Source organism: Holdemania sp. Marseille-P2844 (assembly GCF_900120005.1).
In the GTDB taxonomy this organism is placed as follows: Bacteria; Bacillota_I; Bacilli_A; order Erysipelotrichales; family Erysipelotrichaceae; genus Holdemania.
Window position 1 is genome coordinate 26,415 of sequence record NZ_LT635452.1, and the last position, 24,553, is coordinate 50,967.

At 53.0% G+C, this 24,553-nt stretch carries 21 protein-coding genes; 16 read left to right on the forward strand and 5 right to left on the reverse strand.

Features of this window, described 5'->3' with window-relative positions; translation table 11 throughout:
• Window positions 1-70 precede the first annotated feature (70 nt).
• From BQ7364_RS10055 to BQ7364_RS10085, 7 genes are all read left to right on the forward strand, one after another.
• Window positions 71-847: an alpha/beta hydrolase gene (locus tag BQ7364_RS10055; protein WP_072684603.1), complete on the forward strand. Its 777-nt coding sequence runs from the start codon at window positions 71-73 to the stop codon at window positions 845-847.
• Window positions 844-2,025: an ATP-grasp domain-containing protein gene (locus BQ7364_RS10060; RefSeq protein ID WP_229100747.1), complete on the forward strand. Its 1,182-nt coding sequence runs from the start codon at window positions 844-846 to the stop codon at window positions 2,023-2,025. The genes BQ7364_RS10055 and BQ7364_RS10060 overlap by 4 nt, the downstream gene beginning before the upstream one ends.
• An 85-nt stretch (window positions 2,026-2,110) precedes the next feature.
• Complete coding sequence (locus BQ7364_RS10065) at window positions 2,111-3,427, forward strand: M20 metallopeptidase family protein (protein WP_139248611.1); 1,317 nt, start codon at window positions 2,111-2,113, stop codon at window positions 3,425-3,427.
• Window positions 3,424-4,314, forward strand: coding sequence for an RluA family pseudouridine synthase (locus BQ7364_RS10070; protein ID WP_072684605.1), 891 nt, complete (start codon window positions 3,424-3,426; stop codon window positions 4,312-4,314). The genes BQ7364_RS10065 and BQ7364_RS10070 overlap by 4 nt, the downstream gene beginning before the upstream one ends.
• 136 nt (window positions 4,315-4,450) lie before the next feature.
• Complete coding sequence (locus tag BQ7364_RS10075) at window positions 4,451-5,242, forward strand: MerR family transcriptional regulator (RefSeq protein ID WP_072684606.1); 792 nt, start codon at window positions 4,451-4,453, stop codon at window positions 5,240-5,242.
• A gap of 239 nt (window positions 5,243-5,481) precedes the next feature.
• The gene (locus tag BQ7364_RS10080; protein ID WP_072684607.1) at window positions 5,482-7,563 is read left to right on the forward strand and encodes an FAD-dependent oxidoreductase; all 2,082 of its coding nucleotides are present in this window, start codon (window positions 5,482-5,484) and stop codon (window positions 7,561-7,563) included.
• Window positions 7,564-7,757: 194 nt separating this feature from the next.
• The gene (locus BQ7364_RS10085) at window positions 7,758-8,936 is read left to right on the forward strand and encodes a metal-dependent hydrolase family protein (RefSeq protein WP_072684608.1); all 1,179 of its coding nucleotides are present in this window, start codon (window positions 7,758-7,760) and stop codon (window positions 8,934-8,936) included.
• 99 nt (window positions 8,937-9,035) lie between these two features.
• Here the strand turns inward: BQ7364_RS10085 and BQ7364_RS10090 are convergent, their stop codons facing one another.
• Window positions 9,036-9,911, reverse strand: a complete 876-nt coding sequence (locus BQ7364_RS10090) for a LysR family transcriptional regulator (RefSeq protein WP_072684609.1) — start codon at window positions 9,909-9,911, stop codon at window positions 9,036-9,038.
• Window positions 9,912-10,053: 142 nt separating this feature from the next.
• Here BQ7364_RS10090 and BQ7364_RS10095 point away from each other — a divergent pair, with 142 nt between their 5' ends.
• The gene (locus BQ7364_RS10095; RefSeq protein ID WP_072684610.1) at window positions 10,054-12,042 is read left to right on the forward strand and encodes an FAD-binding protein; all 1,989 of its coding nucleotides are present in this window, start codon (window positions 10,054-10,056) and stop codon (window positions 12,040-12,042) included.
• Window positions 12,043-12,308: 266 nt separating this feature from the next.
• On the forward strand, window positions 12,309-13,649 hold the full coding sequence (locus BQ7364_RS10100) for an ATP-binding protein (protein ID WP_072684611.1): 1,341 nt from the start codon (window positions 12,309-12,311) through the stop codon (window positions 13,647-13,649).
• Window positions 13,650-13,723: 74 nt separating this feature from the next.
• On the opposite strand, the gene BQ7364_RS10105 is transcribed toward BQ7364_RS10100, so the two are convergent.
• From BQ7364_RS10105 to BQ7364_RS10120, 4 genes are all read right to left on the reverse strand, one after another.
• On the reverse strand, window positions 13,724-13,924 hold the full coding sequence (locus tag BQ7364_RS10105; protein ID WP_072684612.1) for a type II toxin-antitoxin system antitoxin: 201 nt from the start codon (window positions 13,922-13,924) through the stop codon (window positions 13,724-13,726).
• Window positions 13,924-14,934 (reverse strand): SPFH domain-containing protein, encoded by a 1,011-nt coding sequence (locus BQ7364_RS10110; protein WP_072684613.1) that lies wholly within the window; start codon window positions 14,932-14,934, stop codon window positions 13,924-13,926. Before BQ7364_RS10110 ends, BQ7364_RS10105 begins: the two co-directional genes overlap by 1 nt.
• A gap of 535 nt (window positions 14,935-15,469) precedes the next feature.
• Window positions 15,470-15,655: a hypothetical protein gene (locus BQ7364_RS10115; RefSeq protein WP_072684614.1), complete on the reverse strand. Its 186-nt coding sequence runs from the start codon at window positions 15,653-15,655 to the stop codon at window positions 15,470-15,472.
• A 9-nt stretch (window positions 15,656-15,664) separates the two neighbouring features.
• Window positions 15,665-16,468 carry a Cof-type HAD-IIB family hydrolase gene (locus BQ7364_RS10120; RefSeq protein WP_072684615.1) on the reverse strand — a complete coding sequence of 268 codons (804 nt, stop codon included), beginning with the start codon at window positions 16,466-16,468 and terminating at the stop codon, window positions 15,665-15,667.
• Window positions 16,469-16,831: 363 nt separating this feature from the next.
• Here BQ7364_RS10120 and BQ7364_RS10125 point away from each other — a divergent pair, with 363 nt between their 5' ends.
• The 7 genes from BQ7364_RS10125 to BQ7364_RS10155 all read left to right on the forward strand — a co-directional run bounded on the left by BQ7364_RS10125 (window position 16,832) and on the right by BQ7364_RS10155 (window position 24,548).
• Complete coding sequence (locus tag BQ7364_RS10125; protein ID WP_072684616.1) at window positions 16,832-17,509, forward strand: FadR/GntR family transcriptional regulator; 678 nt, start codon at window positions 16,832-16,834, stop codon at window positions 17,507-17,509.
• Window positions 17,506-18,309, forward strand: coding sequence for an electron transfer flavoprotein subunit beta/FixA family protein (locus tag BQ7364_RS10130; protein WP_006061140.1), 804 nt, complete (start codon window positions 17,506-17,508; stop codon window positions 18,307-18,309). The genes BQ7364_RS10125 and BQ7364_RS10130 overlap by 4 nt, the downstream gene beginning before the upstream one ends.
• The gene (locus BQ7364_RS10135) at window positions 18,306-19,505 is read left to right on the forward strand and encodes an FAD-binding protein (protein ID WP_072684617.1); all 1,200 of its coding nucleotides are present in this window, start codon (window positions 18,306-18,308) and stop codon (window positions 19,503-19,505) included. Before BQ7364_RS10130 ends, BQ7364_RS10135 begins: the two co-directional genes overlap by 4 nt.
• The gene (locus BQ7364_RS10140; protein WP_072684618.1) at window positions 19,490-20,887 is read left to right on the forward strand and encodes an FAD-binding oxidoreductase; all 1,398 of its coding nucleotides are present in this window, start codon (window positions 19,490-19,492) and stop codon (window positions 20,885-20,887) included. The genes BQ7364_RS10135 and BQ7364_RS10140 overlap by 16 nt, the downstream gene beginning before the upstream one ends.
• Window positions 20,888-21,122: 235 nt before the next feature.
• Window positions 21,123-21,731 carry a MerR family transcriptional regulator gene (locus BQ7364_RS10145; RefSeq protein ID WP_072684619.1) on the forward strand — a complete coding sequence of 203 codons (609 nt, stop codon included), beginning with the start codon at window positions 21,123-21,125 and terminating at the stop codon, window positions 21,729-21,731.
• A 406-nt stretch (window positions 21,732-22,137) separates the two neighbouring features.
• Entirely contained in the window at window positions 22,138-22,836 is a 699-nt protein-coding gene (locus tag BQ7364_RS10150) for an ABC transporter ATP-binding protein (RefSeq protein ID WP_072684620.1), read from the forward strand.
• Between the two features lie 2 nt (window positions 22,837-22,838).
• Window positions 22,839-24,548, forward strand: a complete 1,710-nt coding sequence (locus BQ7364_RS10155; RefSeq protein WP_072684621.1) for an efflux RND transporter periplasmic adaptor subunit — start codon at window positions 22,839-22,841, stop codon at window positions 24,546-24,548.
• The last annotated feature ends 5 nt before the right edge of the window (window positions 24,549-24,553 follow it).

Here is a 24,553-nt window from a genome sequence, read left to right on the forward strand (position 1 = left end):
TCGGACTGAAAATTCACTACAATGAAAATGTCAGGCTGGGAATTCCCGGCTAGAAAAGAGGATCACAGAGATGCTTATTCAACAGGAAACATGGATTACGCCGCTGGACGAAGCGCGGACGCTCCATCTGTATATTCCCGACGGACTGACGCCGGGCCAAAAGGTACCGGTGCTGTATATGTTTGACGGTCACAATCTGTTTGTCGACGAGGAAGCGACCTATGGCAAAAGCTGGGGATTGAAGGATTACCTCGAGCTAACCCGGCTGCCATTAGTCGTCGTCGGTCTTGAATGCAACCATGAAGGCAATCGCCGGCTGTGGGAGTTTTCACCTTACGATTTCGCCGATCCCGTCTGGGGCGAGGTACAGGGACAGGGCGAGCTGCTGCTGGACTGGATGAGCGGCGAGTTAAAAGAATGGGTAGACGAGAACCTGCCGGTGCTGACCGATCGGGAGCATACGTTTATCGGCGGCAGCTCGATGGGTGGTCTGATGGCCTTGTACGCCGGCGGCCGCTACAGCTCGGTTTACAGCCGGGCTGCCTGCCTGTCGCCGTATCTGGGATTGGTCATGGAGCCATTGTGCGAGGATCTTGACGAAGCCTGGATTGAGGAAGACACGCAGTTTTATATCAGCTGGGGCGGCCTGGAAACCGGCACCCAGGAAGAACTGGCGCAGGTCACGACCGACAACCTGACGATCCAGCGGATTTTAGAGGATAAAGCGTCGGTATATCTGCATTGCTACCCGGAAGGGACGCATTGCGAGGCGTGCTGGGAAGAAGAAACACCGGTCTGGATGGAAGAATTAGGCATCCTGCAGCGGTGTTGGGAGGAAACAGAATGATAAATTTCGTATTGATCTCACCGCATTTCCCATCCAATTACTGGCTGTTTGCACGGGCTTTGAAAAATCGCGGCGTGCGCGTGCTGGGGATTGTCGACACCCCGGTGGAATCCTTGCCGGAAACACTGCGGGCAGTGCTGGACGATGTGGTCTGCGTCTATTCGATGACCGATCGGGACGCGATGATCCGGACCTGCGGTTATTTCACATGGAAGTACGGCAAGATCGACTGGATCGAATCGAATAACGAATACTGGCTGAATCTGGACGCCGAGCTGCGCGAGCTGTTTCACGTCACGACCGGCATGTTTCCCAAGCAGCTTCACGTCTGTCAGCACAAGTCGCTGATGAAGGCAAAATATGCCGAAGCGGGTGTGCCGGCTGCGCGCTGGCTGATCAGTGAGGATAAAGCCGAGATCCGCGAGTTTGCCAAAAAGGTGAACTATTCCTTAGTCGCCAAGCCGGACCGCGGCGTCGGGGCGAGCGACACGATGCGGATCCACAACGCGGAGGAGCTCGAGCAGATGTTAAAAACGATGCACTCCGGAATGATCGTCGAGGAATTTGTCCACGGCACGGTCTGCACGTTCGATGGGATTATCAACAACCAGGGCAAGGTCGTCTTTGCGACCAGTCATGTCTACCTCGGTTCAGTCATGGATTCGGTCAACGAGAAGCAGCCGATCGGCTGTTATTCGCTGAAAACGGTGCCGGACGATCTGCGCAGCGCAGGCGAGCGGACATTGCAGGCCTTCGGCGTGCGCGACCGGTTTTTCCACCTGGAATTCTTCCGTCTGGACTGCGATCAGGAGGGGCTGGGACGGCAGGGCGACATCATCGGCCTGGAAGTCAATATGCGCCCGCCGGGAGGATTTCTGCCGGACATGATCGACTATGCCAACGATATCGACATCTATCAGATCTGGGCCGATACCCTGATCGATCACGAGCCTTGCTACAACCCGGAACGCCCGTATTCCAGCGTGTTTGTCGGACGGCGTAAGGAACAAGCGTATCAGCATTCGATGGAATGGATCATCGAACGGTATCAAGGCGCGATCATCCAGCGGATCGCGATGGATCCAGCGCTGGCGGAAGCGATGGGCGACGAAGTTCTGATCGCCCGGTTCCCGACTGAGCAGCAGGTGTTTGATTTCTATGCTGACTGCGTCCGCTAAGTTAAAGCGAACGCTTGCGATCAAAGAAAAAGCAAAGATTTCCTGATCATTGCATAAGGCTTCGGCCTGTCAGGAAGTCGGTTGAGTGAAAGCAATAGTAAAAAGCGAGGAGAAGATCATGACGATTCAATGGAATGAAGAAGCGCAGCGCTTAAGCGAGCTTTGCATCAATCTGCGCCGTCAGCTGCACCGCCATCCGGAATTAAGCTCACACGAGGAACAGACGGTCGCACTGATCGATCAGTTCTTACAAGCGCAGGGCATCCGCACGCAGATCGTTGAGCACGGTGGGGTGCTGGGGTGGATCGAGGGCGGCAAGCCGGGCCGGACCGTCATGTTAAGGGCGGATATCGACGCGCTGCCGATCCAGGAAGAAAAGACCAACGGCGGCGGATCGCAGAAAGCGTGCGTCAGCGAGATCCCCGGCGTCCAGCATGCCTGCGGCCACGACGGTCATACCGCGATGTTATTGACGGCGGCCAAGCTGCTTCAGGCACACCGGGAGGCTCTGGAAGGCACGGTACTGTTGTGTTTTGAACGCGGCGAAGAAGCGACGATGAATATTTATCATCTCATGAAGGCGTTGGAAAAAGCGGGCATCGAACCGGACAGCGTGTTTGGTCTGCATGTTTCCCCGCATACTCCGGCCGGGACGCTGCAAATTCAGGCCGGGCCGCTGATGGCGGGGATGTTTTCCTTCCATGTGCGGCTGCAGGGACGCGGCGGGCATGGCTCCCGCCCGGATTTGTGCGTCAATCCGATTGATTGTTATGCGGCGATCGGTCAGGCGCTGAACGCGCTGCGGATGCGCACGGTCAGTCCGTTTGAGCCGCTGACGATTTCCACGGGTCTGGTTCAATCCGGAACGAAATCCAACATTCTGCCGGATACCTGCGTATTTAAGGGCACGGTGCGGTTTTATAACCGGGAAGTGGGACTGGCGTTTCAGGCCAAGCTGCGCCATGTTGTCGAACACATCGCCGAAGCCTACGACTGCACGGCAAGTTTTGATAAGCTGAACGCGCCGGGCTTCCCGCTGAACAATGACGCGGACTACGCGAAAACCGCGGCCGAGGTCTGCGGCGAAATGTTGGGAAAAGAAGCGGTAATCCAGGCCGAGCCGTGGATGGGCACGGACAGCTTCCCGCTGTATTTGCAGCGGATGCCGGGAGTTTACGCCTTCTTAGGCATGCGCAATGAGGAAAAAGGCATCATTGCCGACGTGCATACCAGCCGGCATGATCTGGACGAAAGCGTACTGTGGAAAGGGGCAGCCGCGCACGCGGCCTGCGCCGAGGCGTTCTTAAAGCAAGCGCGGCCGCAGGCATGGAAGCCGAACCCGCTCGATCTGGACACGCTGTTTGAGCAGGCGGGCTATCTGTTTCCGGAAGGCCGGGAATGATGCCCTTGCGGATTGATGTCCCCTGGCTGCGGTTTTCCATCCCGGCACAAGCCGAAGGCCAGACGATCGCGGAATTGCTTGCGCCGTGGGGATGTTCCAAGGCTGCGCGCTACAAGCTGGAAATTGAACGAAAAATTACGTTGAATGGTCAGCCGGTTCGACAGCGTGCGAAGGTAAAGGTCGGCGACGAGCTGGCGCTGAAGGTGTTTCAGCAGGAGGAGCCGGATTTTGTTCCGTGGACAATCCCGATCAGGATTTTGTATGAAGACGAGCTGATCTTGGCGGTGTCCAAGCCGGCCGGCATGATCGTCCATCCGGATGATAAAGGGAAGACCGGCACACTGGCCAACGCGGTGGCAGCGTATTATCTGCAAACCGGCCAGCATTGCACTGTCCGGCCGATTCACCGGCTGGACGAAGGCACCAGCGGGATCGTGCTTTTCAGCAAGTGTCCGTTCTTTCAGCCGAAGCTGGATCAGGCTTTGGCCCAGAAGCAGATCGCCCGCACGTATCTGGCGGTGGTCAGCGGCGTCATGAAGCCGAAGGACAGATTGACGCTTGATAAACCGATCGGCCGTGACCGGCATAACGCGAAGGCCTATCGGATTTCCCCGACCGGCAAGCCGGCGGTGACCCATGTCGAAGTGCTGCGCTGCCGGCAGAAGGAGAAACAGACGCTGGTCCGCTGTCAGCTGGAAACCGGACGCACACATCAAATCCGCGTCCATCTGGCGTCAATTCAGCGGCCGGTCGTCAACGACCCGCTGTATAATCCCCGGCCGGTTCAGGGCCGGATGAAACTGCACGCGTGGAAATGCGCCTGGACAGATCTTGTCAGCGGCCGGCGGGTGGAAATCACGGATGAGCCGGAAAATGAATTTTGGTAATTCTGTCCTGCTTATTTTACAATCTTAAAAAATTAAGAAATGCTGGAATCAATGCGATTTTCAGCATTTTTATTACGTTTATGCTTTATAATGAAATCAACAAAATTAAAAAGAGGAAAGAGTGCAGGTGGCATACATGAAGGTCAATGAGTTTGCCCGTCAGCTGGGGATTGTCAGCAGTAAGGTTCGTTATTATGACCGGATGGGCTTGATTCAGGGAGAACGGCAGGATAACAATTACCGGAATTTTACACCGCAGGACGCCCTGAATATTTATCATGCGCAGATGCTGCGCAGCTTTGACATGAGCATTCAGGAATCGCTGAACGCGAAAAATGAGGAGTTGGAAGCGATTGATCAATGGGTCGGCGCACACGCTGAGTCACTGGAAGAACAAATCCGCTGGCAGGAAATTAAACTGCTGCGGTTAAAGGAAATGCAGGCCTATTTTCAGATGATCAAAGAGGGACGGGAACGCGTGGCTCCACTGTTTCGTGACAACAGCTATAATGTCTGGAATTTTGGAACTGGGGCCGTCAGGACTCCGGGGGTGCAGAAGGCCGTTGAGATTCTGTCTGAGAATATGCCCTTCTCCTACATTGCGATCAAAATCGGCGTGCAGAGCGTGATCAAGGAGCGTCGGCCGCTGGACGTCAGTATCGGCCTGGGTATTCTGGAACGCAATAAAAAGAAGCTGAATCTGAAACTTCCTGCCGAAGTGGAACGAAAAGAAGGCGGCGAGATTCTGCAGTACATGTTGGAGGTTTCCGATCCGTTTCAGCTCACCTGCCAGGATCTAAAACCGCTGCTGGACGAATGTCGGCGGCGCGGGAAACCGATCTGTACGGATATAATCGGCCGGATTTATTTAAGTTACATGAGAAACGGCGTTTTTGTTCATGGAATCGGTTTGGCGGGTGAAATATAAGCGGAGAAAGATGAGGTCATCTTTCCCAACGTCAAACGTCTTCGAGAACCTTGACGAAGAAGACTGCATATACGCCGAAAAGTCGCCGGGATAAACCTGAAAACCAGACTATTTTGCCGGTAAACGGATCTTACGAGGGATCCGTTTTCATGTGTTCTGTTTGTTCGTTCACAAACTTGTTGACCTGTAAGCGGCTAACAGGTTTATAATGTTTACGATTCATAACAGGAGGGAAAGTCATGAAGAAATTTTGTCTTTCTGTGATTCTGGCTCTGGCGATGACGATGAGTCTGACCGGCTGTTCACAGACACCAAAACAGGAACCGGCGAAAACCGGGGACACGATGTCCGGGGTGTTCACAGGCACATCAACGGGCATGCAGGGACCGGTCAGCGTCCAGCTGACAGTGGAAGAAGGAAAGATCACCAAGGCCGAAGTGACAGAATGTCATGAAACCGCAGGTCTGTCCGATGTGGCGCTGGAACGCATTCCATCACAGATCGTTGAACATCAGACCTTTGATTTAGACACCGTTACCGGTGCGACGCTTTGCAGCAACGCATTGATGCGGGCGGCTGAAGAGGCGGCGACCAACGCCGGCATGGATCTCAGCGCGTTGAAGGCAAACGCTTATCACGCGGCAGCGGGCGAGGCGGAAACATTATCTGCGGACGTCGTCGTTGTCGGCGGCGGCGGAGCGGGCCTGAGTGCTTCGATCGCGGCAGCGCAGGAAGGCTCAAAGGTCATCCTGATTGAAAAAAGCTCGTTCCTGGGCGGCGATACAATGATGGCCGGCGGCGCGTTCAACGCGGTTGACCCGGAAGCGCAGGCGGAACGCGTTTTATCGGAAGCACAGAAAAATACGCTGGATTCCTATCTGGCGCTGTCGACAACCGACGCGGATCTGCATCTGGATCAATTCCCGGAATGGGCGGAAGTCCTGACCACGCTGCAGAGCGATATTCAGGCTTTCTATAAGGCGAATGCCGGCAAGACGGCAGGCAAGGATATGCCGGGCTTCGATTCAATTTCTTTGCACATGTGGCATATTTATACGGGCGGACTGCGGCAGATGAACGACGGCCGCTGGATCGCTTCGAACATTGATCTGGCCCGCACCTTAGCGGAAAGCGCGCTGAATTCTTATGACTGGGCGGGTTCAATCGGCGTTGGCACAGCTTCTCACGCAGGCGCCGGGGATTCGCTGTACACCGTATTAGGCGCAATGTGGCCGAGAACCCATGCTTACACCGCAGGTCTGCCGTTAATTCAGGTACTGCAGAGCGCGGCTGAAAAAGAAGGCGTAACCATTTATACGGAAACTGCGGCGAAGTCGTTGATCGTCGATGACAACGGCCGCGTTACCGGCGTTAAGGCTGAAAAAGCCGACGGTACGGAAGTCACATTAGAAGCGGGACACGGCGTTGTGCTGGCCAGCGGCGGTTATTGCGCAAATCCGGCGATGGTCAAGCAGTATGATGAATACTGGGGCGATGATCTGACCGACCGCACCTTGACGACCAATGTCGGCACCAACACTGGCGACGGCATCGTCATGGCGATGGAAATCGGCGCGGATACGACGGGTCTGGGTGTTTCCCAGCTGATGCCTTCCTCTTCCCCGATCAAGGGCACAATGACCGACGGCATCTGGGCTGACGCTTCAGAACAGATCTGGATCAACGGTCAGGGTGAACGCTTTGTCGACGAATACGCGGAACGTGACGTTCTGGCGAAGGCTTCGCTGACGCTGGATAACGGCATCTTCTATATCATTTATGCCGGCAGCGGCCTGAAGGAAGCCGACGGTCTGTGCAAGGGTGCTTCACTGGAAGAAGGGCTGTTCGGCACGACTGTTCAGTCGATGGTCGACAACGGTCATGTCTGGTATGGTTCGACCTTAGCGGAACTGGCGGAAGCGTCCAAGACCGCAGCGGGCGGCGCGACTCCGGCATTTACGGAAGAACAGCTGCGCACGGTCATTGAAAAATACAACAGCTATGTTGAAAATCAGAGCGATCCGGATTTCGGCAAGGAAGTCCTGGCCGGCGCGATCGATCTGGAAGCGATCGAGAACGATCCGAACGTCGGTATCGTCATCTCACCGCGGAAGGCTTCGCTGCACCACACGATGGGCGGCGTGGTCATCAACACCTCGGCGGAAGTCTTGAACGCGGAAGGCCAGCCGATCGAAGGCTTATGGGCAGCCGGCGAAGTCACCGGCGGTATCCATGCGGGCAACCGTCTGGGCGGCAACGCGATCGCCGATATCTTCACCTTCGGTATGATTGCCGGTCAGAACGCGGGCAAGGCTCAGTAACTTTTTTCTCCCATGAAGCTCTCTGGAATTCTTCCGGGGAGCTTTTTATTCAAGGTTCAGGCTGAAGCCTTTAGCGAGGGGCAGGAAATGGGATTACTTAAAGAAGTTTGATCTGATGAAACTATTTTCAAGTTGTCTGAAAATAAAAATGCGCTATAATGAAAGATAAGAAAACAAATGAGGGGGAGTAATCAATGAAAAAATTCTGGATTCATGCCGGAACGCTGATCGACGGCACTGGCGCTGAACCAAAAAAGAACCAGGCCATCTGCGTTGAAAACGGACGGATTGCCGCGATCGAAGATTTCCACGGGAAGAACGAGGAAGAATGGGTGGATTTAAGCGAAATGACCGTCATGCCGGGCATGATCAACTGTCATGTTCACTCTTTGTCTCCAGTGGGCATCAGCGATGAGGAAGAAAACGCGCTGACGACCATGGAAAAAGCCTGGTGGGGGATGAAGAACGCACACGATTATATCGACAGCGGCGTGACGTTTGTCCGTTCGCTGGGGTCTGAACAATATTACGATCTGGAAATGAAAAAATGCATCGAAGAAGGAAAAGTCGTTGGACCGCACATGGCCTGTGCCGGCCGGGTGATTACGATGACCGGCGGCCATGGCTGGAAAAGCGGACTGGAATCCGACGGCGCAGACGAATGCCGCAAGCATGCCCGCGAGCTGTTGAAGCACGGCGTGGATCTGATCAAGATCATGGCGACCGGCGGCGTAATGACCCCGGGTGTGGAACCGGGCAGTGCGCAGCTGACGATGGAAGAAATGAAGGCGGCGATCGACGAGGCGCACAAGGCTGACCGCAAAACCGCGACGCATGCCCAGGGCACCCAGGGAATCAAGAATGCCCTGCACGCCGGCATCGACTCCATCGAGCATGGCATTTTCCTGGATGATGAATGCATCGACTGGATGGTCGAACATGGAACATACCTGGTTCCAACGTTAGCCGCGCCGCGCTGCATTCTGGACGCCGGTGTGGAAAAAGGCATGAAGGATTATGTTTTGCGCAAAGCGAATCTGGTTGTCGACGCGCATATTGAAAGCTTTAAGAAAGCCTATCAGCGTGGTGTGAAGATCGCGATGGGCACGGATGCCGGCACGCCTTATAACTTCCATAACAATTCGGCGTTTGAGCTGGAACTGATGGTGGCCAACGGGATGAAGCCGATGGATGCGATCGTGGCTTCTACGCGCAACGGGGCCGACTGCATCGGCGTGCTGAAGGACTACGGCACGATTGAAGCAGGAAAAGTCGCGGATATCATCGCGATAGAAGGCGATCCGCTGCAGGATATTTCCTGTGTCCGCAAGGTCCGCACTGTTTATAAAACGGGTGAAAAGCTGAAAGGCTGAAAACGGTGCTGTCTTGGATAATAAAAACAGCCGCGCTGATCGGATTGAAAAGTCTGATCAACGCGGTTTTCTTTTGGATAGGAAGTTTTATAAAAACGTTTAAAGGTGAAGCACTTCTGTTTCGGCAACCTGCCGGACAAAGCGTAAAAATTCTCGGACGGCCGGACTGGGATTCTTGGCATAATGGAACCCATAGGCCAGCGAATAATTCCAGTCGCAGGGAATCGTCACCAGATCAGGATGGATATCCTTCCAGCACAACGGCGTCTGCAAGCAATCCTGCCGGACAATGCAGCGGCTGAAAACGGAGAGATCATAGCGCGGCACCTCGACGACGTGAACGCCGAGCGCTTTGGCTTCCTGCTGAAGACGATCCAGTTCATCGGACATGTGGGAACGGATCGTGACCAGTGTATAAGGCCGCATGTCCGCAAGCGTTAAACACGTTTTGGCCGCTAACGGATGATCCCGCGCGACCGCAACGGCGATCGGGACACGAAACAAATTCAGGAAGCTGCGGCCGCGCTGCCAGGGTTCGCCATCATCAATTCCTTCTATAAGATCGGCTTTGTATGCTTCCGTATTCAACGCAAGGTCAAGAAGTTCAACGGGGATCTGATCGGATACTTCCTTTTGAAACCGCGTCCACAGCGGATAAAAAACACGGCATTTCATCAACAGACTTGTGCCGATCGTAATTTTCTGCTGATCCTGGCGATGAATCAGGATCAGATTTTCCTCAATTTCCCGGCAGGTCTGAATCAGCGGCCCGGCTTGTTGAAAAAGATAGTCGCCGGCCGGGGTGAGCTGAGTTCCGTGGCGTGTCCGCTTGAACAAAGTCACCTGAAGCTCCTGTTCCAGATTGTTGATCTGCTGAATCACGGCGCTGGGCGTGATGTAGAGCTTCTCGGCTGCTTTGGAAAAACTGCCGTTTTCGGCAACCTGAATAAACGTTGCCAGCTGATGATTAAGCATCCTTGATTCCTCCCGTTTCAGTATCGAAATCTTTTGATCTTGTTATAAGGTTTTCCTACAAACCATCATAAGGAATTCAGACTTCTTTTGCAAGTTGTTATGTGAAATAATGAACACAACGAGAGAAAAGGGAGGAAAAAACATGAGTTCTAAGAACATAACCCGCCGGGATTTCCTGAAGGGCGCGGCGGCAGGCGCGCTCGGCCTGGCGGCTGTCAGCCTGAGCGGATGTGCTGTTAACGACGCTCCGGCCGCAAGCAAGGGAATCTATACGCCGGGGACGTATTCCGCAAGCGTCAAAGGTTATTCCAGCTATATTCAGGTAGAGATGACATTCACAGCGGATAAGATTACCGATTGTACTATCGCTGCTGACGGAGAAACGGAATCGATCGGAAAGGCGGCAGCGGACGAGCTGGCAAAACTGATCGTCGAGAAACAATCCGTGGATGTGGAAACAGCCGCGACGGCGGATATCACCATTCCGGCGATTAAGAAAGCGGTTGGCAACTGTATCGCCCAGGCTCAGGGGCTGGCCGCCGCTCTGAATGAAAACACAGACAGCGATTTTGAAGACTGGCTGGGTGAAGCTCCGGAGATCGCGGATTCGCAGATTACTTCCACATTGGATACCAGCCTGTTGATCATCGGCGCGGGCAACGGCGGGATGATGGCCGCGGCGACCGCGGCGGACGCCAAGATGGATTTCATCCTGTGCGAACAGAATGAAACGCTCGGCGATACGCGGCACTGGATCGGTGCGCTGGACACCGAAGCGATGAAAAAGGCCGGGGTCACGGTGCAGAAAGATCGGCTGTTGAATGAAATCGCCCGCTACGCTTCCTATAAGTGCGATATGGATGTCATCAAAATGTGGATGAACAACAGCGCAGAGATGATCCGTTATCTGGAAAGCCTGGGGTTAAGCGCGTCGGTCAACATCGCGCATGAGAATCATGTCGGCGGCAACCATATGGAATACTATGTACCGTCGATCTGGCATACAATCAGCGCGCCGGAGGGCAGCGAATTCGCTGGAGCGATGGGCTGTGAGCGCAATCGCTTTCTGGAGAAGCATATTCAGGATTTAGGCTATCAGGTAAATTATTCGATGACACTCGTACGGCTGAATCAGAATGAAAGCGGCAAAGTCACCGGAGCGATCTTCACCGACGCAAAGGGGGCCTATGTAAAAATCAATGCTGAAAACGTCATCCTGGCGACCGGCGGATATCCGGGCAATCCGAAAATGGTGAAAGCGCTGGCGCCAATTGTCAACGAATGCGTCACCGCCAACAGCTACTATGGTCCGGATACCGGCATGGGCATCCGCGCCGGGATCTGGGCTGGCGCGAAGATGGACACGACCGACGCGCCGATGATCTTTGACCGTGGTTTGGTCGCGCCGGGCGTCAAGGCCGGTTATGTCGATGATGGGCAGGGCAACCTCGCTTTCCCAGGCACGGTCTATCAGTTTAACCCGGGCACGCAGCCGCATTTAAAGGTCAATAAAGAAGGCTTCCGGTTCGCAAATGAATCCTGCCCGTATGATTTTCTGAATTACGCGGCATCTTTACAAACCGACGGTGTGTATGCGGCGATTATGGACGCCAATATCACCGACGCAATCCTGGCCTACGATCAATACGGCTGTGCTCAGATCTCCGTCAATATTGCAAAGAACGACGGAATTGTGCCGATGATCGAAAGCTATGTCGAACAGGGCCTGGTCTTCAAAGCGGATACGATTGAGGAACTGGCGGAGAAGCTGGGAATTCCGGCGGATAATCTGAAAGCGACAGTCGAGCGGTACAATGAATTGTGCGCGAAGGGCGTCGATGAGGATTTTGGCAAAGAGGCGTACCGGATGCGGCCGATCGCGGCCGCGCCGTATTACGGCTGCTTCCTGGGCGGCAGTCTGCTGACCACCTGCGAAGGCCTGCGAATCAACCGCAAGTGTCAGGTTTATGATACGAACCATCAAATTATTGAAGGCTTGTATTCAATCGGCGATTGCTCAGGCAGCTTCTTTGCGGGCAATTATCCGGAATACTTCGTCGGCGTTGCGGTCGGCCGCACGATGACGCAGGGCCGGGTTGCCGTGAAGACGATCCTCGGCGAAGAATTGTAAGCTGAATCGGAAAAAGGAAAAGAATCAGGATTTCTGCTTTGCAAGCTGAACCTGATTCTTTTTTCGCTGAGAAAAAAAGTGGGGATCAACCACTTGTCTGGGAAAGAAAAAGAAAAAAACATCAATTCCATCATTTTTGTGTTCATATCTGGAGAAAATTCGCTCATTTTTGTGTAATTGAGAATGAGAAAATCGCTATTTTTTGTGTTGCAAACCATGGATAAATCCCTCAAAATTATGTATAATCTTAATAAGGGAGGTGCGCTATGCTTTATTTAAAGAGGAAAATCGACGACTATCTGATAGCGTGGAAAGAAGAGGCTGATCATAAACCACTGATTGTAAAAGGACCGCGGCAAGTGGGAAAGACGGAGTCCATTCTGCGGTTTGCCAAGGCAGCGTATGAAAGTGTTGTAGTCATTAATTTTGTTGAGGAACCTAAATATCGCTTAATCACAGAGGATGGATATAAACCATCAGAGATTATTAAGAATATTTCGAGAATGGATCCGTCAAAACGTTTTATTCCTGGGAAAACTTTGATTTTTTTTGATGAGCTGCAAGCGCATCCTGATATTGCTACTGCATTAAAATTTTTTAAGATTGACGGGCGTTTCGACGTTATCTGCAGCGGTTCTTTATTGGGAATTAACTATAAGCAAATTGAAAGCAACAGTGTAGGATATAAAACGGATTACACCTTATTTTCATTGGATTTTGAAGAATTTTTATGGGCTAAAGGATATTCTGAATCCATCGCAGAGGAATTGCTGAACCACCTTATCAATCAAAAACCATTTAATTTAATTGAAATGGAAACGTATAGCAGCTTGTTCCTTGACTTTTGCATTTTAGGCGGAATGCCTGCGGTAGTGCGGACTTATGTTGAAAGAGGAACGTTTGAAGGAACACTGGATCTTCAGCGGCAGCTCATTGAAGACTATAAGGAAGACATTCGGAAATATGCCGTCGGTCTGGACCAGACGCGAATATTAAATGTTTTCAACCATATTCCTTCCCAATTAGCAAAAGAAAATAAAAAATTTCAATTATCTAAAGTTGAACGAGGCGCCCGGTTTAAAGACTACCGTGGATGCATTGAATGGCTTTGTGATTCAGGAATCGTTAATTGTTGTACCTGTCTGCAATTTCCTGAACTTCCATTAAAGGGGAATAGCGACGATAGTAAATTTAAGCTTTATTTTGCGGATACTGGACTGTTAATCGGCATGCTGGACGATGAATCCCAGGAAGATTTGCGGGTGAATAAGAATTTAGGTGTATATAAAGGCGCACTTTATGAGAATATTGTTGCGGAAGCACTGACCAAATGTTCGATTCCTCTTTATTATTATCGTCGGGAAGACTCTACATTAGAACAGGATTTCTTTGTCCGCACGCAGCATAGTTTGCTTCCATTAGAAGTCAAGGCAAAGCACGGAACAGCGAAATCATTACGGACGCTGATCATCTCTGACCGGTATCCTGATATCCGCTATGGTTTAAAGCTTAGTGCTGGAAACATCGGGGTCAGCGATCAAATTTACAGCTTTCCTTATTTCTGTGCGTTTTTGTTGAAACGATTTTTAAGACAAGCTGAATTTTGAAGCTAGGGCAAAGACCTTGTTTCTTTTAGCATAATATAAGGATTAAGAAAAGACCGCGAAGCTGCGGTCTTTTATCAGAGATCCAGTTTGATCCCTTCATCCAGGTTTTCCGGCCGGGGGGAGCCGTTTTTCTTTCTCTGTTTGACGCATTCCGTCAACAGATATTCAATCTGTCCGTTTAAAGATCGGAAATCATCTTCGGCCCAGGCTGCGATCTGTGCATAGAGCTTACTGGAAATCCGCAGCGGAACCTGCTTCTTTTCCTGATCTGCCACTAATATAAGCTTCCTGAATTGACGATCGGCTGCGCGTCTTTATTGCCGCACAGGACGACGAGCAGATTGGATACCATGGCGGCTTTTCGTTCTTCATCCAGCTCGACCATGCCCCCTTCGTTCAGTTTGTTCAGCGCCATTTCCACCATGCCGACGGCGCCGTCGACGATCATCTTGCGGGCGTCGATAATCGCGGAAGCCTGCTGCCGCTGAAGCATAACGGCGGCGATTTCCGGAGCGTAGGCCAGATAGGTGATCCGGGCTTCCAGAATTTCCAAGCCCGCGTCCTGAACCCGGTTTTGGATTTCTTTGCGGATTCGGCTGGCTACGATTTCACTGGAACCGCGCAGCGAGCCTTCATCCGGTTCGCCATCGCCCGTCGTATCGACATTCTGAGCGACGTCGTAAGGATACAGCCGCACGATATCACGCAGCGCGGCGTCGCACTGCAGCGACAGGAATTCCTTATAGTTATCTACCGCGAAGACCGCTTTGGCCGTATCGTTAACGCGCCAGATGACGGCGATTCCGATTTCCACCGGATTGCCCAGGCAGTCGTTGATTTTCTGCTTGTTGTTATTTAACGTCATCACTTTCAGCGAGATTTTCTTTGTCGGCACAACCTGATTCTGCGTGCCGTTATTCGTCGTGATCGTCCGTTCTGAGGAATTGACGTCGCCGCTCTGCCGCAGTGTTGTCCGGCTGGCCGGGTTCACCGCGGATACAAACGGATTCACATAGTAAATTCCTTCTTCTTTTAACGTTCCGACATATTTGCCAAACAGCGTCAGCACCAACGCTTCCTGCGGCTTCAGCACTTTAACGCCCATGCACGGAATCCATCCTAAAGTCAGCCAGACCATGGAAATGGCGATCAGTATGCCGCCCAGCGTATTGGTTTCAACCAGGCTGATGCCAACGATCAAGGCGACGACCGATAAGGCAAACGCAGCGACCAGCAGCATCAGCGGCATTAACCCTTTCCTGGCGTTTAAAATTTTTTCTTCCATCTTTCACGACCTCCTCTTGATGATATCATTTTGATATCATTTCAATTTCTTGTCAAGTGTTTTCGTCAAGCAGCGAAAAAATCTTCCGAAATTCAAAATCCAATTATCCTTTTGTGGTAAGGAGAGGCCGCGGAATAACTCAGCACCGTCGATCCGACTTCTATGATTTGTTTTCCTTACGTGCAGGATTGATCGACAATCGTGGATTGTTGCCGCTTATCTTCTGACTTCAATCTAAAACCACGGAATAAAATGGGAACTTGAAAGAATAAAAGATCGTTATCAAAGAATAAAGAATTGTTCTTTCTTCGCCGATATTGTTCTTTTATTCTGTATATTGTTCCTCTTCCAGTTTTTCTGTTTATTTGAAAAAGATGAAGACGCAGTCTGACGAATATGAAAAAAAGATAAACCTTGCTTTCGCAATGCGTTTATCCTTTTCTTCGTTAGAGCGTTCGGCAGCTCCGCAGGACAATCCGTCCGGGAGCTTCCCTGCTTTTAAAATCTTTGCATACAGAATTCTTTGTCTTTCAGATTAACGCGGCAGCGGGTACCGATCCGGATCCAGCGGCCGCTGCAGCGTGACAAGGTAGCCACGCTGAAACAGATCGCTGCTGTAACCGGCGGCAGCCACCTGCCAGCCTTTTCGTCCCCATTGGTTCAATTCTTCTTCCGCTTTGTCTAAATCATCGAAGACCAGAATCTTAAATTCCCACTGCATAGCTGTGCGCTAGGCGATGACGCCGAAATGCCGCAAGGCTTTGGCCACACCGTCTTCATCAACGGAAGGCGCGATGTAATCCGCCGCCGCTTTGACGTTATCCTTCGCGTTGGCTACCGCGACGCCGACGCCGGCCTTGACCAACATCGGGATATCGTTCTCCCCATCGCCGAAGGCCATGGTTTCCGCCCAGGAAATGCCCAGACGCTTCAGAACGGATTCGATTGTGGTCGTCTTATCGTTGCCGGTGCTGTAAATATCATAGCCCTGCGGATAACTCCAGGTAAAGGTCAGCTCCGGGAACTGATCGGTAATCGATTCGACCTTCGCTTCATCACCAATGATAAACAGCCCCATCGGCAGGCCGTGCGTCTTCTGATAATTCTGTTCGGCCGTATCGTCGATCAACAAATTCCCGACGTCCTTTCCTTTCAGATAACCCCAGTGGAATTGATGGAAGTGCGACTGGCAGACGACCGATTCGTCAAACTTATAGCCGACGCCCAATTCCAGCTCGTCGCACAGCTTGTTCAGGCGGATCATTGTGTCTTCCTGAATTTCATGCTTTTCAATAATTCCCTTGCCGGTTTCAATCAGACACTGCCCGTTGATCGTGACGTAATAATCCGGTTTCAGCGTGTCGTGGACGTCCTGCTGAATGAAGTAATAAGCCCGGCCGGTGGCGATCAACAGCTTGATCCCCTGACGCTGCGCCTGATGCAGCGCTTCGACGCCCGCAGGCCGGATCGTTTCCGAGCCGCGGGCGATCAGGGTACCGTCGATATCCAGAATCAACATTTTTACATTTTCCATAATTGTTTTTGTACTCTCCTCTGTCAGTTATCATACCGTGATTTTCATCGGGTGAAAAGAGCTTTTGAAGATTTTATTCGTAAAAATTAGACATTGGATGAAATAATGTTTCAATGTTTCAACGCGTGATCCCGACCGGCGGATGACAGCCCGGAGAAATCCTTGGATTTTCTTTTATGAGGGGGCAGGACTGCAATTACGGATGTTCTTATAGCGTTTGAGAGGCTACGGGAAACGGACAGCGTATCGGGGATGCGGCAGGGAAATCAGTCGTGAAAGAATTAATTAACTGTAAGGGCTTTCATTTTTGTTCCGCTTCTTCTATAATGGAATTAACTTGGTCTGACCAGTTAGGGGTGAACTATGGAAAATCAGGAAAAGAATTCGCAGATGATCGTCGACGATGTGATCGGTCAGATCGGCAGCGGACGGCTGAAAATCAGCGAAGCTCTGCCCTCGGAGCGGGAGATGACGCAGCTCTATCACGTCAGCCGCAGCTGCGTGCGGGAAGCGATGCAGGTGCTGGCGCTGTTAGGCATCGTGCGGATCCGTCCGAAGGAAAAGACCCGCGTCCAGGCCTTTCAAATCGAACCATTCATCCAGCGGATTTCCCCGCTGTTGTTCGCACAGATGGGCTGTGAACAGGACATCGCCCAGTTTCGCTTAGCCGTTGAGATCAAAGCGGCGCAGCTGGCGGCTGAAAAAGGGGCGGATGAAGGACTGATGGAGCTGGTGGCGGCGATGCGAAGGTGCGAGGATGAAGCGCAGGCAGCGCAGCTGGATCTGCAATTCCACAAGGCGTTGGTGCACAACAGCGGCAACAGCCTGCTGAAAATTGCGCTGGACAGCGTCGGCAGTCTGATGGAATATTCCGTCGCGCATAACCGCCGGCAGATATCCACGCACAGCTCGCTGGCGATTCTGATCGACCAGCACGAACAGCTGACCCGGACGATCGCGGCCAGACAGACGGAAAAAGCGGCGGAGCTGATGAAACGGCATCTGCGGCTGGAAGAAAACAGGGAGGAAATAGAGAAGTGAACATTGTCGTATGCGTAAAACAGGTTCCGGCGACGCAGAAGGTCGAAGTCGATCCGGTTACCGGCGTCTTAAAGCGGGACGGTATTGAAACGAAGATGAATCCATATGATCTGTACGCGATGGAAACTGCGCTGCAGATCAGAAAGAAAACCGGTGCGAAGATCCATGTGATCACGATGGGGCCGCCGGCTGCCAAAGCGGTACTGCAGGAAGCATTCGCGCTGGGCGCCGACGAGGGCTGGCTGTTGACGGACCGGAAGTTTGCCGGGGCCGACGTGTTGGCGACCTCGTATACGATCGCCTCTGGAATCCGCCAGATCGATCATGTCGATCTGATTCTGTGCGGCAAGCAGACGACCGACGGCGACACGGCTCAGGTTGGACCGGAAATGGCCGAGGTGCTGGGAATTCCGCATATCAGCTGGGTTACGGAGCTGATCGACGCCGACGATCAGGCCTTGATTGTTAAGCAGGATCTGACCGAGGTTGAAGCGGTGGCCCGGATTCCTTATCCATGCCTGATCACGGTGGAAAAAGGAATTTTCCAGCCGAATCTGCCGTCCTATAAACGCGCGAAGGAAGCCGCGGACAACCCGATTCACACGCTGAGCGCGGCGCAGTGCCGGACCTTGGATCCATCCCGAATCGGTCTGTCAGGCTCGCCGACCCAGGTCGAGCGGATTTTCACGCCGACCCATGATGTGAAGACGATGCGGCTGGACGGGCCGGAAGCGGAAAGCGCGGCCAAGCTGGTCGCAATCCTGAAAGAAGATAAAATGTGGGAGGAGGAAAACGCATGAGCGGCTTAGTGATTGATCCTAAAAAATGTACGCGCTGCGGTTTATGCATCACTCAATGTCCGTTTAACGCCATGGCGATGGTCGACGGTCAGGTTCAGATCAACGCCGCCTGCAAGATGTGCCGGATGTGTCTGCGCAACTGTCCAAGTCAGGCGATCAGCGAACAGGTGGACGCGCCGCAGCCGCAGATCGACAAATCCCAATGGCATGATATTCTCGTCTACGTTGAACACAGCGACGGCCGGATTCATCCGGTGACGCTGGAATTGATCGGGAAGGCGCACGAGCTGGCCCGGGTTATCGGGCAACAGGTCAACTGTCTGATGATCGGCGATCACATTGAACAGGCGGCGGATTCCCTGCTGGATTATGGCGTCGCCAACGTCTATCTCTATGAAGATGCGCGGCTCCAGTATTTCCGTGCGGATAATTATACCGAAGTGTTTGAGGACTGCATTCAGCGCAGTCATCCGGCGGTTGTTCTGGTCGGTGCAACGGTCAGCGGACGTTCGCTCGCTCCGCGCACCGCGGCCCGCTTCCGCACCGGCTTAACGGCCGACTGTACGGTTCTGGAAATGCGGGAGAATACCGATCTGGTGCAGATCCGGCCTGCTTTCGGCGGCAACATCATGGCTCAGATTCTGAACACCAATCATCGTCCGCAGTTTGCGACGGTGCGCTATAAAGTGATGGATCCGGCGGTGAAGCAGGCCCGGATCGGAAAGGTGGTGTCCTGTCCGATCGATCCGGCCAAGCTGGATTCCAAGATTGAATGGCTGAAAATTGAAAACAAGGAACAGGAGGTCAGCATTTCCGACGCTGAAGTGCTCGTCGCTGTCGGACGGGGCGTTAAGGATGAAAAGACGCTGGCGCTGATCGAAGCATTAGCGCAGAAGCTGCATGCCCAGATGGCCTGCAGCCGGCCGGTTGTGGAAAGCGGGCGCTACGACGTCCGCCGTCAGATCGGTTTGTCCGGACGAACGGTGAAGCCGAAGCTGATCCTGACCTTCGGCATCAGCGGAGCGATCCAGTTTACCGCCGGGATGAAGGGGGCGGAGAAAATCATCGCCGTCAACACCGATCCGCAGGCTCCGATCTTTGATCTGGCGCATGTCGCGGTCGTCGGCGACGCCGGGCAAATCGCTGAAAATATGCTTAAAGAAATGGAGGGAGAGACCGTATGTTCCGCAAACTAGAAACCCGGGATATCGAAGCGCTGAGCGCGATCACCGGACGGGATTATGTCAGTGTCCGTGATGAAATTCATCCCGATTATACGCATGACGAAATGACCCACTACGGCTGTTTTGACCCGGAGCTGGTCATCCAGCCGGGCTGCACGGAGGAAGTTTCACAGATTCTGGCCTATGCCGATCAAGAACATCTGCCGGTTACGACCCGCGGCGCGGGCACCGGTTTATGCGGGGGCTGCGTGCCGATTTACGGCGGCATCGTGCTGTCGATGATGCGCATGAACAAGATTCTGGAAATTGACGAACAGACGATGAACGCCGTGCTGCAGCCGGGCGTGCTGCTGATGGAAATCATTGAGGAAGCAGCGAATCATAATCTGTTGTACGCGCCGGATCCAGGCGAAAAGAGCGCGTCGGTCGGCGGCAACGTCATGACCAACGCCGGCGGCATGCGGGCGGTGAAATACGGCGTGACCCGTGATTATGTGCGCGGCCTGGAAGTCGTGCTGGCGGACGGCAGTGTGCTGACGCTGGGCGGCAAGACCTCCAAGAACAGCTCCGGCTATTCCTTAAAGGACCTGATCGTCGGTTCCGAAGGCACGCTGGCCGTCGTCACGAAGATCACGATGAAGCTGCTGCCGAAGCCGCGCGCGATGACCTCGCTGTTGATTCCGTTTACGACGCTGAAGGACGCGCTGACGCTGGTGCCGAAAATCATGCGGCTGCCAGCGGTGGCGACGACGATTGAATTCATGGAAAAGGAAGTCATTCAGGACGCTCAGGATTACCTCGGCAAGGACTTCCCGAACAAGGAATTCAACGCTTACCTGATCGTTTCTTACAGCGCCAACACGCCGGAAGAAATGCAGGCGATGATCCACGACTGCGCCGAGCTGGCCTTGCAGGAAGGGGCGGAGGACGTCTTCATCTCCGATACCGAAGAACGCCAGAGCAGCATCTGGGATGCCCGCGGCGCGTTTCTGGAAGCGATTAAGAACTCAACGACGCAGATGGACGAATGCGACGTCGTCGTGGATATCGACAAGGTCGCCGACTTCTGTCAGTTTGCCCGCGATCTCTCAATTCAGGAAAACATCCGTATCCGCAGCTTCGGTCATGCCGGCGACGGCAACCTGCATATCTATGTGCTGAAAGATGCGCTGTCGGAAGAAGAATGGCAGAAGAAGGTCGTGCGCTGCATGGACGCGCTGTACGCGAAAGCCGCGGCGATGAAGGGCCAGGTTTCCGGCGAACACGGCATCGGTCATGCCAAGCGCGACTATCTGAAACAGTCGCTGGATCCGGAACAGATCGAGCTGATGAAACGAATCAAGGCCGCCTTTGACCCGAACGGAATTCTCAATCCGGGCAAAGTCATCGGCTGAGAAACAGCGAAAAGCGCTGCTCAGCAGCCCCGGCGGTACTCTCTTTCAACCTGAATCCGCAATGAAGGAAAATCAGACCCGGCTTTAAATCAAGACCCTGGAATACCCCGGGGTCTTTTTATGTTCGGAGTTTTGTTTTTCACTCAGGAAAAACAAGCAAAAACAAGCGGATTGTCTGAAAAAGCGTTGACCTGTCCCCTGGGGACTGTGTTATGCTCACAGCGAGGTGAGCGGAATGCTGCTGAAAGAAGTCATGCAAAAGAGCGGGCTGACCCGCAAACAAATTGAAATACTTCAACAGAAGGGATTGATTCATCCGACCCGGGAAGAAAACGGATACCGCAATTATACCGAGCAGGATCTGAAAATGCTGAAGCAGGTCAACTTTCTTAAGAAATTTGAGTTTACGCTGAACGAGTGCCATGCCCTGTTGATCGAAGGCGACGCAGCCGTACTGGATCAGAAACGGGAACAGCTGCTGTCCCAACGCTACCGGCTGGATACCGCGCTGCAGTATCTGGATCATCTCAAGGATCCCGATACCCAGCAGATCGAGCTGGAATCGGTGGAACAAACGTTTGATCTCTACGATCAGATCAGCGCTGGTCAGCGCGGGCAGAAAATCATCCAGATGGAAAATGAAATCGTCAAAGCGCAGATATCGTTTAATAGTTTAATCGAATACACGATCGGCATCGGTTTTTCGATGACGGCGATACTGCCCCGGCTGAATCAACGCCTGACGGTTTTGATCGTGACTATGCTGCTGGTGCAGGGAATGAAGTCGTCGACGCGGTTCCGCTGGCTGATCCTGCGGGTCGGTCAGTTTTTAAGAATTATTTAGCGCAGAGTGAACGCGGAGAGGGCCGCTGAAACTCCGCGTTTTTTTTAGAATGGGAATGTGACAAAATCGTTAGTTCCCTGCAAGCCAGATCCATGGTGAAGAGAAGCCGCAGCGCGTACAATGAACAAGGAAAGTCAGTGAATCAGTGGAAAAAAACGCTTGCTTTCTGTGAAAATCAGAATATAATATGACTCAAGAAAGAAAAATAAGAAAAAAAAGAAATGGGAGGCAAGATAAAAAAGATCAGAATTTTTAAGGGAAAGGATTGACAAATTCAACGATGTGTATTATTGTATTACTGTTCTAATACAAAAATCTTATGAAGTTCTTTAGGAATCCTTTCGATGGGTTTAAGCCTTGGACTTTATAATGAAAAACGATTTACGCATGACAGGGAGGGAAGTTCATGTCCGAAGCTTTAATCGAGATCAGAGATCTCTGTAAAATATACAATCCGGGCGAGGTGGAGGTCCGCGCGCTGGATCATGTCAGTCTGACGATCAACCGCGGCGAACTGGTTGCGATCATCGGACAGTCGGGTTCCGGCAAATCCACGCTGATGAATCAGCTGGGCTGTCTGGATGTTCCGACTTCCGGTGATTATTTCCTGAGCGGTCAGAACGTCGCCAAGCTCAGCGATAACGAATTATCGGATATCCGTAACCGGGAGATCGGCTTTATTTTTCAGGGATTCAACTTAATTCCCAATCTGACAGCTGTGGAGAATGTCGAGGTTCCGCTGATTTACCGCGGGATCGGCAAGCGTGAACGGCGTCAGCTGGCGATATCGTCGCTGGAAAAGGTCGGACTGGGTCACCGGCTTGATCACAAGCCGTCGCAGATGTCCGGCGGTCAGCAGCAGCGCGTTGCGATTGCGCGGGCCATCGCCGCCGCTCCGCCGTTGATTCTGGCGGACGAACCGACCGGCAACCTGGATTCCGCGTCAAGCAAGGAAATCCTGCAAATTTTAAAACAGATGCACGCCAGCGGGCGCACGGTCATCCTGATTACGCATGACAACGAGATCGCCGCGCAGGCCAGGCGGATCATTCATATCCGCGACGGAAAGATTGATTCCGATACACTCAACGAGGGAGGAAAATAACGATGGACGAAAAGCAAGTGGAACTGATTGAAGTTGAAACGCTGAAACCGGAAAAGAAACCGGAGAAAAAGAAACAAAAACGGAAATTGACGATGCCGAAGAAGAAAACATTCATTCTCGGCGCGGTTGGACTGTTAGTCCTGTATATCGTCGTTTCCAATCTGACGCGCAAGCCCCCGCTGCCTGCCGTCGCGGTGACGCCGGTGACGCGGGGCAATATTGAACAGACGCTGGATACCAGCGGTCTGGTTTCCTCCTTATCGGAGAAGACGTATTTTTCGCCGGTCAGCGCCAACATCGCAAAGCTTCCGGTCGCGGTCGGCGATAATGTCAGCGCAGGCGATCTGATCGTCGGCTACGATCTGGATTCGATTCAGGAACAGGTGCAGAAAGCCAATCTGGAGCTGACGGCCGCCCGCAGCGGATATCACGACAGTCTGAACAAAAGCAACGAAAAGGCCGACGAATACAGCCAGGCCAAGCACGACGCTGAAAAGCTTTATGCCGAGGCTAACGATCTGCGCAGCAAGGTGGCCGGACTGAAGGATCAGCTGGCCCAGGCGCAGAAGGAACAAGCCGGGCAGGAAGCCAACAATGCGGTCAACCAGCAGAAAATTGCCGAGCTGCAGAAGGAAGCGGCTGATCTGGAAACGGAGCAAGCCCAGCTGGAGCCGCAGATCGCCGAGAAGCAGCGGCAGATTGCCGAGAAACAGGAAAAGCTGGATGCGCTTGTCAATCAGCCGGAAACGGATTCTTCAGCCAGTCCTGCGCCGACTGAGGATCACAGCGCTGAAATTGAGCGGCTGAAACAGGAAATCAGTACACTGCAGAGTGAACTGGACGCGTTGAACAAGACGCAGGCCGATAACGATCAGCGTCAGAAACAGATTGCCGACGAGATCCAGCAGCTTCAAAGCGCCGGCGGCGCGGCGGCGGCCAAGGTCGTCCAGCTGCAGGCCGATCTGGAAAAAGCGTCGACGGAATTAAGTCAGAAGGAAGCGGAACTGGCCAAGCGGGAGAGCGTCCGCGATTCCGCGCAGGCTTCGATTCTGTCTGATGAAATGAAAACGCAGCTGCAGGCGAACACAAACCTGAGCGAGCTGGCCGCGATGAGCACCAACGAATTGCTGCAGCTGGCCCGCGCCGGCATCAAGGCGGAATTCTCCGGCATCGTCACCAAGGTCAACACCAAGGAAGGCGCCGCGACCGCCGAAGGCACAGAGCTGATTACTGTCGCTTCCAACCGCGAGGTTATGGTTGAAATTTCAATCACGAAATACGACCTGGAAAAAATCGCAGTCGGACAAAAAGCAGAAATTACTTTAGCCGGTCATCAATACACCGGCACAGTTGAAAAAATCAGCAGGGTGGCCGAGACTAACGCTCAGGGCACGCCGGTGATTCATGCCCAGGTTCGTTTCGACAATCCGGACGACAACATCTTCTTGGGCGTGGAAGCCAAGGTTTCCGTCAACACCGCGAAAGCGGAGAACACGCTGCTGGTACCGGTGGAAGCGATCAATACCGACCGTCAGGGCAGCTTCGTCTACGCTGTGGAAAACGGGCTGTTGATCCACAAAGCAGTTGAGACAGGCGTGACTTCCGACGCCGCCGCGGAAATCAAATCCGGCCTCAGCGAAGGTGATCTGATCGTGCTGAGCGCCGCCGCAGGACTGCAGGAGGGAATGCAGGTTACGCCTGTCCAGCAGTAAAGGAG

What these genes read in the sequence shown, in the direction of transcription:
- BQ7364_RS10055 (WP_072684603.1), top strand. Translation starts at nt 71, where the DNA reads ATGCTTATTCAACAGGAAACATGGATTACGCCGCTGGACGAAGCGCGG.
- BQ7364_RS10060 (WP_229100747.1), top strand. Translation starts at nt 844, where the DNA reads ATGATAAATTTCGTATTGATCTCACCGCATTTCCCATCCAATTACTGG.
- BQ7364_RS10070 (WP_072684605.1), top strand. Translation starts at nt 3,424, where the DNA reads ATGATGCCCTTGCGGATTGATGTCCCCTGGCTGCGGTTTTCCATCCCG.
- BQ7364_RS10075 (WP_072684606.1), top strand. Translation starts at nt 4,451, where the DNA reads ATGAAGGTCAATGAGTTTGCCCGTCAGCTGGGGATTGTCAGCAGTAAG.
- BQ7364_RS10080 (WP_072684607.1), top strand. Translation starts at nt 5,482, where the DNA reads ATGAAGAAATTTTGTCTTTCTGTGATTCTGGCTCTGGCGATGACGATG.
- BQ7364_RS10085 (WP_072684608.1), top strand. Translation starts at nt 7,758, where the DNA reads ATGAAAAAATTCTGGATTCATGCCGGAACGCTGATCGACGGCACTGGC.
- BQ7364_RS10090 (WP_072684609.1), bottom strand. Translation starts at nt 9,911, where the DNA reads ATGCTTAATCATCAGCTGGCAACGTTTATTCAGGTTGCCGAAAACGGC.
- BQ7364_RS10095 (WP_072684610.1), top strand. Translation starts at nt 10,054, where the DNA reads ATGAGTTCTAAGAACATAACCCGCCGGGATTTCCTGAAGGGCGCGGCG.
- BQ7364_RS10100 (WP_072684611.1), top strand. Translation starts at nt 12,309, where the DNA reads ATGCTTTATTTAAAGAGGAAAATCGACGACTATCTGATAGCGTGGAAA.
- BQ7364_RS10110 (WP_072684613.1), bottom strand. Translation starts at nt 14,934, where the DNA reads ATGGAAGAAAAAATTTTAAACGCCAGGAAAGGGTTAATGCCGCTGATG.
- BQ7364_RS10115 (WP_072684614.1), bottom strand. Translation starts at nt 15,655, where the DNA reads ATGCAGTGGGAATTTAAGATTCTGGTCTTCGATGATTTAGACAAAGCG.
- BQ7364_RS10120 (WP_072684615.1), bottom strand. Translation starts at nt 16,468, where the DNA reads ATGGAAAATGTAAAAATGTTGATTCTGGATATCGACGGTACCCTGATC.
- BQ7364_RS10125 (WP_072684616.1), top strand. Translation starts at nt 16,832, where the DNA reads ATGGAAAATCAGGAAAAGAATTCGCAGATGATCGTCGACGATGTGATC.
- BQ7364_RS10135 (WP_072684617.1), top strand. Translation starts at nt 18,306, where the DNA reads ATGAGCGGCTTAGTGATTGATCCTAAAAAATGTACGCGCTGCGGTTTA.
- BQ7364_RS10140 (WP_072684618.1), top strand. Translation starts at nt 19,490, where the DNA reads ATGTTCCGCAAACTAGAAACCCGGGATATCGAAGCGCTGAGCGCGATC.
- BQ7364_RS10145 (WP_072684619.1), top strand. Translation starts at nt 21,123, where the DNA reads ATGCTGCTGAAAGAAGTCATGCAAAAGAGCGGGCTGACCCGCAAACAA.
- BQ7364_RS10150 (WP_072684620.1), top strand. Translation starts at nt 22,138, where the DNA reads ATGTCCGAAGCTTTAATCGAGATCAGAGATCTCTGTAAAATATACAAT.
- BQ7364_RS10155 (WP_072684621.1), top strand. Translation starts at nt 22,839, where the DNA reads ATGGACGAAAAGCAAGTGGAACTGATTGAAGTTGAAACGCTGAAACCG.